Consider the following 12,030-nt stretch of genomic DNA (forward strand, 5'->3'; position numbering starts at 1 on the left):
CCGCCCGCTTCCATTCCTCCCGTCACCCCGGACTTGTGCCGGGGTCCAGCCTTCCACGAGGAACGCCTTCGCTTGTGGCACCTTGGACCCCGGCACAAGGCCGGGGTGACGAACGTGCAGAACGTGCGTCGTGAACAGGGTCGAACTCGCAGACATGCTGGAGCGGTTCATCGGCGATGTGCCGGGCTGTAGCGATTACGATTGGGATGACTTCACGTCGGTGAAGGCACCACCCGACCTGGAGCCGTACCGCCAGCGTCTCATGGTGCAGGGCGACGGCCTCTTTGACACCGACGAAATCCGCAAGATCATCGCTGAATTGAGAGATTGATGCTGAAAATCGAAAACCTCCACGCCGAAATCGACGGCAAGGAAATCCTGAAAGGTCTGTCCCTCAATGTGAACGCGGGCGAAATCCACGCGATCATGGGGCCGAACGGCGCGGGCAAGTCGACGCTCGGCTATGTCCTCGGCGGCCGGCCGGGGTATGAGGTGACCGGGGGCAGCGTGCGTTTCCTTTCCTCATCGCAACTGGACCCCGGCCTTCGCCGGGGAACAGACGGGGATGAGGGCGACTGGATCGACCTCCTCGCGCTCGCGCCCAACGAGCGCGCCGCGGCGGGCGTGTTCCTCGGCTTCCAATATCCGGTCGAAATCCCCGGCGTCTCCAACGTCCAGGTCCTGCGCGAGGCGCTCAACGCCCAGCGCGGCAGCCGCGGCGAGAAGCCGTTGTCGGGCGCGGAGTTCCTCAAGCTCGCGCGCGGCGAGGCGGCCAAGCTGGAAATGGACGCCGAAATGCTGAAACGCCCGGTCAACGTCGGCTTTTCGGGCGGCGAGAAGAAGCGCAACGAGATGGTGCAGATGGGCATCGTCGATCCCAAATTCGCGATCCTCGACGAGACCGACAGCGGCCTCGACATCGACGCGCTGCGCATCGTCGGCGACGGCATCAACCGCATCATGCGGCGCGCGGACAAAGCGGTGCTGCTCATCACCCATTACCAGCGGCTGCTCGATTACGTGCGGCCCGATTTCGTCCACGTCCTCGCCGACGGCCGCATCACCCGCACCGGCGGCGCCGAACTGGCGCACGAACTCGAAGCGCAGGGCTATGGACAGGTGGCGGCGTGACCAAGACCTTGATCCTCCCCGGCACGGGGAGGGGGACCGCGACGCGCAGCGGCGTGGTGGAGGGGGCTTTCCACCAGCGGCACCGTGCGTGGGCGACCCCCTCCACCACCGCTGCGCGATGGTCCCCCTCCCCGCGAGCGGGGAGGATCGGATGACGGTGCTCACCCTCCCCACCACCCGCGACGAAGCCTGGCGCTGGTCGGACATGCCCGCGCTCGAAGCCGCGCGCGCCACGCCCTCGACCGCAGCCGTGGTGCCCGAAGCGATCCTAGCCGACGCGCCGCGCCTGGTGTTCGTCGACGGACGCCTCGATGCCGGTTTCAGCACCCCCGCCGGCCTCCCGCTCATCACGACCGCGATCGCCAGCGACCATCCGCTCGGCCGCCACGCCGCGGGGCAGGGGCATGCGCTGACGCTGGCCGCCGGTTCGATCACCACGGTCGAGATCATCCGCGTCGATGCGGGCAGGTCGAGCCATACCCCGATGCTGATAACCCTCGGTGAAGATGCGGTGCTTACCCTTGTCGAGACCTATGCTGGAGCCGGCTGGTCCAACGCGCTGACCCGCTTCGATCTGGCGCGCGGGAGCCGCGTCATGCGCGCGGTGCGGGTCGTGGGGCATGACGGCTTCGTCTCCGCCACCGACGATATCCGCATCGCGGACGCCGCCAGCTTCGTCTCGACCGCGCTCGGCGCGTGCGCCGCCGCCACCCGCTTCGACGCCGCGCTGACGCTGGCCGGAGAAGGGGCGTTCGCCGAATATGGTGGCGTCCTGCTCACCTCGGGCGATCAGCGTCAGGAATGCGCGGTGCGCGTCCGCCATGCCGCGCCCAACGGCCAAAGCCACCAACTCTGGCGCGCGGTCGCCGCCGATCGCTCCACCGCCAGCCTCGCCGCCGCGGTCGAGGTCGCGCGCCATGCGCAGAAGACCGATGGCGAACAATCCTTGCGCGGCCTGCTCCTCAAGCGCACCGCCACCGTCAACCTCAAGCCCGAACTCGAAATCTTCGCCGACGACGTGAAGTGCGCGCACGGCGCGACGGTCGGCGAACTCGACGCCCGCGCGCTGTTCTACATGCAGAGCCGCGGCATTCCCCACGCGCGCGCGCAGGCGCTGCTGACCCGCGCCTTCGTGGCTGACTCGCTCGATCGCATCGCCGACGAAACGGTGCGGGCGGCGTTCGCGGCCGACGCGGATCGCTGGCTGGAAGCGGCATTGTGAGCGCAGCAGCGCGGTGGCGCAGGACCGGTGCCGGCAACCGCTCCGGCAAGCCGCTGTCCTACACCGGCAAATCCCGGCATGGTCGCGGCATGTCCAGCCCCTCGTTCCTGCGCGTTTCGGCTTTTCTCGACGGCGGTTCCACGGCGGCCCTGTTTGCGTCGCAGCGTAGTGTCCGGTGTGTCCGGTTTGGAATGGCGGGTATGGTTCGATGACCGTCCTGGCCGCCGCTCGCCCGCTCGATACGCTGGCCGACTTCCCCGCGATTCCGGAAGGCTGGGCCTATCTCGACACCGCCGCCACCGCGCAGAAGCCGCAAGCCGTCATCGACGCGATCACCCGTGGCTATGCGCAGGATTATGCGACCGTCCACCGCGGCGTCTATGCACGCTCGGCCGACATGACTCAGGCCTATGAAGCCGCGCGGGTCCGGGTCGCGCGCTTCATCGGTGCCGCAACGCCCGACGAGATCGTCTTCGTGCGTGGCGCGACAGAGGCGATCAACCTCGTCGCGACCTGCTGGGCGGGCGTGCAGCTGAAACCCGGTGACCGCATCCTGCTGTCGATGCTCGAACATCACGCCAATATCGTGCCGTGGCAGATGGTCGCCGAGCGCACCGGCGCGGCGATCGACGTCGTTCCGCTGACCGCCGACGGCCGTATCGACCTCGACGCGGCAGAGGCGATGCTGACCGGCCGGCACAAGCTGGTCGCGCTCGCCCATGTCTCGAACGTCCTTGGCTCGGTCCTCGATGCCAAGCGCGCCGTCGCGCTGGCGCATGCGGTGGGCGCGAAGATATTGCTCGACGGGTGCCAGGCGGTGGCGCGGCTGCCCGTCGATGTGGCGGCGCTCGGCTGCGACTTCTACGTCTTTTCGGGGCATAAGCTCTACGGCCCGACCGGGATCGGCGTGCTGTGGGCGCGGGCCGACCTGCTCGATGCCATGCCGCCGTACCAGGGCGGCGGCGCGATGATCGACCGCGTGACCTTCGCCAGGACCACCTACGCCAGGCCGCCGGGGCGGTTCGAGGCGGGCACGCCGCACATCGTCGGCACGCTCGCGCTGGCGGCGGCGATCGACTATGTCGAAGGGCTGGGGCTGGATCGCATCCACGCCCACGAAACCGCGCTGGTGGCGCAGACCCGCGCAGCGCTCGGCCAGCTGAACAGCGTGCGCCTGTTCGGCCCGGAGGATTCGGCGGGCATCGTCAGCTTCGCGGTCGAGGGGGTGCATCCCCACGACGTCGGCACCATATTGGACGAGGCGAAGGTCGCCATCCGCGCCGGCCACCATTGCGCGCAGCCGCTGATGGATGCGCTGGGTGTCGAGGCGACCGCGCGCGCCAGCTTCGGCGTGTACAACGGGCCGGCGGACGTGGAAGCGCTGGTCCGCGGTATCGAGAGAGTGACGAGGATCTTTGGATGAGTTTCGAGGTCGAACAGGTCGAAGGCGTCACCGCCCCGCCCAAGGCTCGCGTGGAAGACGCGCCTGCGGGTATCGGGCGTGAGCGCGATTATCTCTCGGGCTTTCTGGCCCAGAAGCCTGCCGGGGACGCGCCCGGCGAACCCGGTGGCGCGCTTTACGAAGCGGTGATCGGTGCGCTGAAGGACATCTTCGACCCCGAGATACCGGTGAACATCTATGATCTCGGGCTGATCTACGGTGTCGAGGTGACAGACGGCGGCCATGCCGTTGTGACGATGACGCTGACGACGCCGCATTGCCCGGTGGCCGAGTCGATGCCGGCCGAGGTCGAACTTCGCGTGGCTTCGGTGCCGGGCATCGCGACCGCGGACGTCAATCTGGTCTGGGATCCACCCTGGGATCCGCAGAAGATGTCGGACGACGCCAAGCTCGAACTGGGCATGCTATAGGCTCCGTTCGTCCTGAGTAGCGACTGAGCGAAGTCGAAGGCGCGTATCGAAGGACAGGTGGTTCGATACGCCGCTTCGGCAAGCTCAGCGGCTACTCACCACGAACGGTTGGGAGATTGAAGAATGGCAACGACCCTACGCCCGCGTCCCGCCGCGCTGAACCTCACGGCGTCGGCGCATGCACGCATCGCCGACCTCATGGCGCGCGCGCCCGCCGACGCGATCGGGGTAAAGCTCTCGACCCCGCGCCGCGGCTGTTCCGGCCTCGCCTATTCGGTCGATTACGTGACCGAAGCCAAGCCGTTCGACGAGCGTATTGACACGCCGGGCGGCACCTTGTTCGTCGACGGCGGGTCGATCCTCTATCTGATCGGCTCGACGATGGACTGGGTGGAGGATGATTTCAACGCCGGCTTCGTCTTCGCCAATCCCAATGCCAAGGGCGCCTGCGGCTGCGGCGAGAGCTTTACCGTCTAACGCCCTCCCTTGCGGGAGAGGGAAGGGGCCCGCGGCGCAGCCGTGGGAAGGGTGAGGGCGGCGAGGCGCCACTTGCCTTGGCTTTGATGCCGGGGGAATAAGGCGGGCAATTTGGGGGAAGCATATGGCCGATCTGTTCCGCAAGAAGGTGGTCGACACGACGCCACAGGCCAATGCGCTCGCCCGCACGCTCTCCTGGCCGCACCTCGTCGCGCTGGGCGTGGGCGCGATCGTCGGCACCGGCATCCTGACGCTCATCGGCGTCGGCGCCGGTCTGGCAGGGCCGTCGGTGATCCTGTCGTTCGCGATCGCCGGCGCGATCTGCGCCTGTGCGGCACTCGCTTATGCCGAAATGGCGACGATGATCCCGGCGTCGGGCAGCGCCTATACCTATAGCTATGTCGTGCTGGGCGAGTTGATCGCCTGGATCATCGGATGGAGCCTGATCCTCGAATATTCGCTCGTGGTCTCGACGGTGGCGGTCGGCTGGTCGGGCTATGCCGCGCCGCTGCTGCAATCCGCCTTCGGCTTTCCCGAAGCCTTGGCCAAGAGTCCCGAACTCGGCGGCATCGTCAACGTGCCCGCGGTCTTCATCATCGGCGTCGTCGCGCTGCTGCTTTCGGCGGGGACGAAGGAAAGCGCGACGCTCAACGCGGTCCTCGTCGTCGTCAAGATCGTCGCGCTGGCCGTCTTCGTCGCGGTCGCGCTGCCGACTTTCGATGCGGCGAACCTCCATCCCTTCATGCCCTACGGCTTTCCCAAGGCGCTGAGCGCCGATGGCGTCGAACGCGGGGTGATGGCGGCGGCGGCGATCATCTTCTTTGCCTTCTATGGCTTCGACGCGATCTCGACCGCCGCGGAGGAGACGAAGAACCCCGGGCGCGATCTCGCGATCGGCATCGTCGGGTCGATGGTCGCCTGCGTCGCGATCTACATCCTCGTCGCGGTCACCGCGGTCGGCGCGATCGGCTTCGCGCGCTTCGCCGGCTCGGCCGAGCCGCTGGCGCTGATCCTGCGCGAACTGGGTCATCCGAAGGTCGCGGTATTCCTGGGCGCCTCGGCGGTGATCGCGCTGCCGACGGTGCTGCTCGCCTTCCTCTTCGGGCAGAGCCGCATCTTCTTCACGATGGCGCGCGACGGCCTGCTGCCGCCGAGCCTGGCGACGGTGTCGAAGCGCGGCGCGCCGGTGCGGATCACCCTCGTCACCGCCGCGATCGTCGCCGTGCTGGCCGGGTTCCTGCCGCTGGGCGAGATCGCGGCGCTGGCCAATGCGGGGACGCTCGCCGCCTTCGTTGCGGTGTGCACCTGCATGCTGGTGATGCGCCGCCGCGCCCCGGATGCCCCGCGCACCTTCCGCACGCCCGCCGCATGGGTGGTCGGCCCGGCGGGCATCCTTGGGTGTCTCTACCTGTTCCTCAGCCTGCCGCTGAGGACCGAACTCTACTTCCTCGCGTGGAACTTGGCGGGGCTGATCCTGTATTTCGCCTATGCCAGGCCCCGCGCGCTGGCCATCGGCTGACATATCGCTCGCTCAGCACGAACGCAGGGTGTCACGCCGCCAGATTACGCAGCACATACTGGAGAATGCCGCCGTGCAGGAAATATTCCAGCTCGTTGACGGTATCGATCCGGCAGCGGGTCTCGAACGTCTCGCTCGAACCGTCGGCACGGGTCAGTTGCACCGTGACGGCCTGCCGCGGGCGCAGGCCGGCGACGTTGACGATGGTGAACGTCTCGTCGCCGGTCAGCCCCAAGGTCTGGCGCGTCACGCCGTCGGCGAACTGGAGCGGCAGCACGCCCATGCCGACGAGGTTGGAACGATGGATGCGCTCGAAGCTCTCGGCGATCACCGCACGAACGCCGAGCAGGTTGGTGCCCTTGGCCGCCCAGTCGCGCGACGATCCGGTGCCATATTCCTTGCCCGCGACAACGACCAGCGGCACGCCGTCGGCCTTGAAGCGCATCGCCGCGTCATAGATCGGCATGACCTCGCCGTCATAGCGGCTCATGCCGCCTTCGACGCCGGGAACCATCTCGTTCTTGATGCGGATGTTGGCGAACGTGCCGCGCATCATCACGTCGTGATTGCCGCGGCGCGCGCCATAGCTGTTGAAGTCGCGGCGGGCGACCTGATGCTCCATCAGGAACGCGCCTGCGGGGCTGTCCGCCTTGATCGAGCCGGCGGGGCTGATGTGATCGGTGGTGATCGAATCGCCCAGGATCGCCAGCGACTTCGCGGCGATGATGTCGGCGGTCGGCGCCGGAGTCATCGTCATGCCGTCGAAATACGGTGGGTTGGCGACATAGGTGGAGCCGGCGCGCCACTGGTACGTATCCGAACCCGTCACGTCGATCGCGCGCCACTTGGCATCGCCCGCATAGACGTTGCCATAGCGGTTGCGGAACATCGAATCGTCGATGCTGGCGTCCATCAGCTCGCGGACTTCCTGGTTGGTCGGCCAGATATCCTTCAAATACACGTCGCTGCCGTCGGTGCCCTGGCCGATCGGGGTTTCGACCATGTCGGTGGTAACGCTGCCCTTCAGCGCATAGGCCACCACCAGCGGCGGCGAGGCGAGGAAGTTGGCGCGGACGTCGGGGCTGATCCGCCCTTCGAAATTGCGGTTGCCCGACAGCACCGAGGCGGCGACGAGATCGTTGTCGGCGATCGCCTGGCTGATCGCCGGCGCCAGCGGGCCGGAATTGCCGATGCAGGTGGTGCAGCCATAGCCGACGAGGTTGAAGCCGATCGCGTCGAGATCGGCGCTCAGCCCCGCCTTGTCGAGATAGTCGGTGACGACCTGGCTACCCGGCGCCAGCGAGGTCTTGACCCAGGGTTTCGGCTTCAGCCCCAGCGCATGCGCCTTGCGAGCCACCAGCCCGGCGGCGACAAGCACGCTGGGGTTGGAGGTGTTCGTGCAGCTGGTGATCGCCGCGACCACGACGTCCCCATCGCCGATGTCATGGCCGAGTTCGGCGATATCGGCGCGGACGGCGCGTTCCTTGTGATAGATCTTGAACAGATCGCCGTTGAACACCTCGTCCACCTTGCCCAGCGAAACGCGGTCCTGCGGGCGCTTCGGGCCGGCAAGGCTCGCGGTGACGGTGGCCATGTCCAGTTCGAGCGTGTCGGTGAAGATCGGGTCGAGTGCATCCTCGTCCCGCCAGAAGCCGTTCGCCTTGGAATAGGCCTCGACCAGCGCGATCGTTTCCTCGGAGCGCGCGGTCAGGCGCAGATACTCGATCGTCTTGTCGTCGACTGGGAAGAAGCCGCACGTCGCGCCGTATTCGGGCGCCATGTTGGCGATCGTCGCGCGGTCGGCCAGGGTCATCGCCGACAGGCCGGGGCCGTAGAATTCGACGAACCGCCCGACGACACCCTTGGAACGCAGCATCTGGGTGACGGTCAAGACCAGATCGGTCGCGGTGATGCCCTCCATCAGCGCGCCGGTCAGCTTGAAGCCGACGACCTCGGGGATCAGCATCGACACCGGCTGGCCGAGCATCGCGGCCTCCGCCTCGATCCCGCCGACCCCCCAGCCGAGCACGCCGAGGCCGTTTATCATCGTCGTGTGGCTGTCGGTGCCGACCAGCGTATCCGGATAGGCGACCATCGCGCCATCGCCGTGTTCGCCGCTGGATGCGGACGACCACACGGCCTGGCCGATATATTCGAGGTTCACCTGGTGGCAGATGCCGGTTCCCGGCGGCACGACCTGGAAATTGTCGAGCGCCTTCGATCCCCATTTCAGGAATTCGTAGCGTTCGATGTTGCGCTCATATTCCAGATCGACGTTGTCGGTGAAGGCGGTCGGCGTGCCGAATTCGTCGACCATGACGCTGTGGTCGATGACCAGATGGACGGGCACCTGCGGATTGATCTTGGCCGGATCGCCCCCCAGTTTCGTGATCGCATCGCGCATTGCGGCCAGATCAACGACGCACGGAACGCCGGTGAAGTCCTGCATCAGCACGCGCGCCGGGCGATATTGGATCTCGCGGTCGCTGCGGCGTTCCTGCTGCCAATCGACCAGTGCCTGCACGTCCTCGACCGTCACGGTCCTGCCGTCCTCGAAGCGCAGCAGGTTCTCCAGCAGTACCTTCATCGAGAAGGGCAGGCGGCTGATATCGCCGAACTTGGCCGCCGCCTTGTCCAGGCTGTAATAATGGTAGGTCTTGCTGCCTACGTCCAACGTGGAGCGGGTGCCGAGCGTGTCCTGGCCGATCGCGGTCATGCGTATCCTTCCCTTTTCAAGGTCCGGAACCGACGGGGATGCGGGTCAATCCCCGTTCACCCTTGTCTAAGCCGTACCGGAGCCGAAGTCGACTATTGGAGGTGGCCTTAGCAAGGGGGCGGCGGCGGGGGAAGGGCACGAAGCGGTGTTTTGCCGCAGCTGCGAAGGGCGCGCCAGACGACATGATCGCGGGGTAGCCGAACCTCTCCCACTCAGGCCTTCTCCGCTCGCTCGATCGCGACGCGCACCATGCGTTCCCAGACCGCTGCGTCGCCGACCTCGGCCATGGCGGCATCGGGTTCGCGCAAAGTGTGCAGGATCGCGACCGCCTCACCCAGATGCTCGCGCCACACGCGGTCCACCGCAGTGCCGGCCGAACTGTCCGCACCGTCGGCATTGGCGCTCAGGCGGTGGCCGGCGATCACGCGGGCGATGCGTTCGGCGGCGGTGGTGTGTGCGATGTCCATCGTTCAACTCCCTGGTCGCAAGCGCAACGCCCCTGGGGCCGACAGGCTCCCGCCGACGTGGCGGGAGCCCAGAAGGATCAGGCGTTGACCGTGCGGGGGCCGCGTCCCCCGCCGCCGCCCGGGCGCCGGTTGCCGCCGCTGCGGCCGCCGCCTGCGCCCTGACCACCGCCGAAGCTGCTGCCGCCGCCGCCGCCGCGGCGCGCGTCGGCTGTCTTGACCGGGGCGTGCGTCGCACGGGGGCGGGGGAGGGGACGGCCGCGCGGGCGATCCTCACGCGGGGCGGGATCGGCGCCGATCGTGGCGACGCGCTCGGACTTGATCTTGTTCGCCTGCTGCAAGAAATCCTGCGGCAGATCGCGGACCGGGATCTTCTGGCGCGTGGTGCGCTCGATATCGCGCAGGTACGGCTTCTCGTCGTCCGCGCAGAAGGCGATCGCGATGCCGCTGGCGCCCGCGCGCGCGGTGCGGCCGATGCGGTGGACGTACTGCTCGGGCACGTTGGGCAGTTCGAAGTTCAGCACGTGGCTGACCCCGGACACGTCGATGCCGCGCGCGGCGATATCGGTGGCGACCAGGATCTTGACCTGCCCGGATTTGAACTCGCCCAGCGCGCGCTCGCGCTGGCCCTGGCTCTTGTTGCCGTGGATCGCGTTCGAGGCGATGCCGTTGCCCGCCAGCAGCTTCACGACGCGGTCGGCGCCGTGCTTGGTGCGGGTGAAGACGAGCGCGCGGTCGATCGCTTCGCTCTTCAGCAGCAAGGTGAGCAGCGCCTGCTTTTCCGCCTGGTTGACGAAGGTGACATATTGATCGACGCGCTCTGCGGTGGTCGCCGCGGGCTTGACGCTGACCGTCTTGGGATCGTTCAGGAACTGGCTGGCCAGCTCGCGGATCGACACCGGCATCGTCGCCGAGAAGAACAAGGTCTGGCGCTTGCGCGGGACCATGCGGACGATCTTTTTCAGCGCATGGATGAAGCCGAGGTCGAGCATCTGGTCAGCCTCGTCGAGCACGAGGATCTCGATCATCGACAGGTTGACGAAGCCCTGCTCGACCAGGTCGATGAGGCGGCCCGGCGTGGCGACGAGGATATCGACGCCGCGGCTCATGTCCTGGCGGTTCTTGTTGATGCTGGTGCCGCCGAAGACGGTGGTGACGGACATCTTCGAGAATTTGCCATAGTCGCGCGCGCTCTCGGCGATCTGGCTGGCGAGTTCGCGGGTGGGGGCGAGGACGAGCATGCGGCAGTGGGTCGGCAGGACGCGCTTGGGAGCTTCCACCATGCGCTGGATCGACGGCAGCACGAACGCGGCAGTCTTGCCGGTGCCGGTCTGCGCGATGCCGAGCAGGTCGCCGCCTTCGAGGACGAGGGGGATCGCGTCGCGCTGGATCGGCGTGGGTTCGGAATAGCCCTTGGCTTCGAGCGCACGGACGAGGGGCTCGGCGAGGCCGAGATGGGAGAATGACATTGGATAGCCTTGATAGGGGCCATGCCCGCGCGTCATCGGACGCTCGGGTGGCGGTGGTGTTTGACACCCCGCGTGAAAAGGGAAGCCCGTTGGAACGACCGAGGCGGAACTTGTTCCCTCTGGGGAATCAATCACGCTGCATACGCTTCGATGGTGGGCATGTGGACGAGCTGGGAGGATTTGTCAAGGTGGGTCGCCCTCACCCTATCGGCGCTGCGCGCCTCTTCCCTCTCCCAACGGGAGAGGGAGGGAGCGGCGAAGGGATCCCATGAAAGTATTACTTTCATGGGGGCCGGCGCCGCGGACGGGTGAGGGCGATTGGCGTTGATAAGGGTACGTCTTCGTCATCAGCGCCACGCCGCGGCAAAGCCGCGCCGTCGGTCCTCGCTTGGGCGAGGCCGGCCGGCAGCGGTTGTGCGGGGTCGCTTCGCTCCCCCGCACCGGCCGGGCGTAGCCGGCCTCAACCGCTGTAGTACATATCATACTCAACCGGACTCGGCGTCATCTCCCACCGTGCCACTTCCGACCGCTTGATCTCGACGAACGACAGAATCTGATCGACCGAGAACACGTCGCCCTTCAGCAGGAAGTCGTGATCCGCCTCCAGGCAGTCGAGCGCTTCGCGCAGCGAGCCGGCGACGGTCGGCACCTGCGCCAGTTCGGCAGGCGGCAGGTCGTACAGGTTCTTGTCCATCGCTTCGCCGGGATGGATCTTGTTCAGGATGCCGTCCATCCCGGCCATCATCAGCGCAGCATAAGCGAGATACGGGTTCGCCAGCGCATCGGGGAAGCGCACCTCGACGCGCTTCGCCTTGGGACCGGTGCCGTAGGGGATGCGGCACGAGGCCGAGCGGTTGCGCGCCGAATAGGCGAGCAGCACCGGTGCTTCATAGCCCGGGACCAGGCGCTTGTAGCTGTTGGTCGACGGATTGGTGAAGGCGTTGACCGCCTTTGCGTGCTTGATGATGCCGCCGATGAAATACAGGCACATGTCGGACAGGCCCGCATAGCCGTTACCCGCGAACAGCGGTTCCTTGCCGTTCCAGATCGAGAAGTGCGTGTGCATGCCCGATCCGTTGTCTTCCTTGATCGGCTTGGGCATGAACGTGGCGGTCTTGCCATACGCATGCGCGACCTGGTGGACGACGTATTTGTAGATC

Annotated in this window: 10 protein-coding genes and 1 pseudogene; 7 read left to right on the top strand and 4 right to left on the bottom strand. The window is 67.0% G+C overall.

Annotated features, from left to right (window positions below; all coding sequences use genetic code 11):
• Positions 1-130: 130 nt before the first annotated feature.
• The 7 genes from VF643_RS05280 (at position 131) to VF643_RS05310 (ending at position 6,221) form a co-directional block, all read left to right on the top strand.
• On the top strand, positions 131-331 hold the full coding sequence (locus tag VF643_RS05280; RefSeq protein WP_331042327.1) for a hypothetical protein: 201 nt from the start codon (positions 131-133) through the stop codon (positions 329-331).
• A complete protein-coding gene (gene sufC, locus VF643_RS05285) occupies positions 331-1,131 on the top strand; it encodes a Fe-S cluster assembly ATPase SufC (protein WP_331042328.1) in 801 nt (266 codons plus the stop codon). The genes VF643_RS05280 and sufC overlap by 1 nt, the downstream gene beginning before the upstream one ends.
• Before the next feature lie 151 nt (positions 1,132-1,282).
• Positions 1,283-2,353, top strand: a complete 1,071-nt coding sequence (locus tag VF643_RS05290; protein ID WP_331042329.1) for a SufD family Fe-S cluster assembly protein — start codon at positions 1,283-1,285, stop codon at positions 2,351-2,353.
• A 208-nt stretch (positions 2,354-2,561) separates the two neighbouring features.
• Positions 2,562-3,776: a cysteine desulfurase gene (locus VF643_RS05295; protein ID WP_331042330.1), complete on the top strand. Its 1,215-nt coding sequence runs from the start codon at positions 2,562-2,564 to the stop codon at positions 3,774-3,776.
• Positions 3,773-4,225: an SUF system Fe-S cluster assembly protein gene (locus tag VF643_RS05300; protein WP_331042331.1), complete on the top strand. Its 453-nt coding sequence runs from the start codon at positions 3,773-3,775 to the stop codon at positions 4,223-4,225. The genes VF643_RS05295 and VF643_RS05300 overlap by 4 nt, the downstream gene beginning before the upstream one ends.
• A 123-nt stretch (positions 4,226-4,348) precedes the next feature.
• A complete protein-coding gene (locus VF643_RS05305) occupies positions 4,349-4,702 on the top strand; it encodes an iron-sulfur cluster assembly accessory protein (RefSeq protein ID WP_331042332.1) in 354 nt (117 codons plus the stop codon).
• 124 nt (positions 4,703-4,826) lie between these two features.
• Positions 4,827-6,221, top strand: a complete 1,395-nt coding sequence (locus tag VF643_RS05310) for an amino acid permease (protein WP_331042333.1) — start codon at positions 4,827-4,829, stop codon at positions 6,219-6,221.
• A gap of 31 nt (positions 6,222-6,252) precedes the next feature.
• Here the strand turns inward: VF643_RS05310 and acnA are convergent, their stop codons facing one another.
• The 4 genes and pseudogenes from acnA to glnA all read right to left on the bottom strand — a co-directional run.
• Positions 6,253-8,937 (bottom strand): aconitate hydratase AcnA, encoded by a 2,685-nt coding sequence (acnA, locus tag VF643_RS05315; protein WP_331042334.1) that lies wholly within the window; start codon positions 8,935-8,937, stop codon positions 6,253-6,255.
• Between the two features lie 212 nt (positions 8,938-9,149).
• Complete coding sequence (locus VF643_RS05320) at positions 9,150-9,404, bottom strand: hypothetical protein (RefSeq protein WP_331042335.1); 255 nt, start codon at positions 9,402-9,404, stop codon at positions 9,150-9,152.
• Positions 9,405-9,481: 77 nt separating this feature from the next.
• Complete coding sequence (locus VF643_RS05325) at positions 9,482-10,870, bottom strand: DEAD/DEAH box helicase (protein WP_331042336.1); 1,389 nt, start codon at positions 10,868-10,870, stop codon at positions 9,482-9,484.
• A 460-nt stretch (positions 10,871-11,330) separates the two neighbouring features.
• Positions 11,331-12,030, bottom strand: a pseudogene (gene glnA, locus VF643_RS05330) (glutamine synthetase); the annotation flags it as partial.

The organism is Sphingomonas sp., assembly GCF_036387595.1.
Classification (GTDB): Bacteria; Pseudomonadota; Alphaproteobacteria; order Sphingomonadales; family Sphingomonadaceae; genus Sphingomonas.

Bases quoted from the DNA above. Each gene is read 5' to 3' on its own strand.
- sufC (WP_331042328.1), top strand. From the start codon at position 331: ATGCTGAAAATCGAAAACCTCCACGCCGAAATCGACGGCAAGGAAATC.
- VF643_RS05290 (WP_331042329.1), top strand. From the start codon at position 1,283: ATGACGGTGCTCACCCTCCCCACCACCCGCGACGAAGCCTGGCGCTGG.
- VF643_RS05295 (WP_331042330.1), top strand. From the start codon at position 2,562: ATGACCGTCCTGGCCGCCGCTCGCCCGCTCGATACGCTGGCCGACTTC.
- VF643_RS05300 (WP_331042331.1), top strand. From the start codon at position 3,773: ATGAGTTTCGAGGTCGAACAGGTCGAAGGCGTCACCGCCCCGCCCAAG.
- VF643_RS05305 (WP_331042332.1), top strand. From the start codon at position 4,349: ATGGCAACGACCCTACGCCCGCGTCCCGCCGCGCTGAACCTCACGGCG.
- VF643_RS05310 (WP_331042333.1), top strand. From the start codon at position 4,827: ATGGCCGATCTGTTCCGCAAGAAGGTGGTCGACACGACGCCACAGGCC.
- acnA (WP_331042334.1), bottom strand. From the start codon at position 8,937: ATGACCGCGATCGGCCAGGACACGCTCGGCACCCGCTCCACGTTGGAC.
- VF643_RS05320 (WP_331042335.1), bottom strand. From the start codon at position 9,404: ATGGACATCGCACACACCACCGCCGCCGAACGCATCGCCCGCGTGATC.
- VF643_RS05325 (WP_331042336.1), bottom strand. From the start codon at position 10,870: ATGTCATTCTCCCATCTCGGCCTCGCCGAGCCCCTCGTCCGTGCGCTC.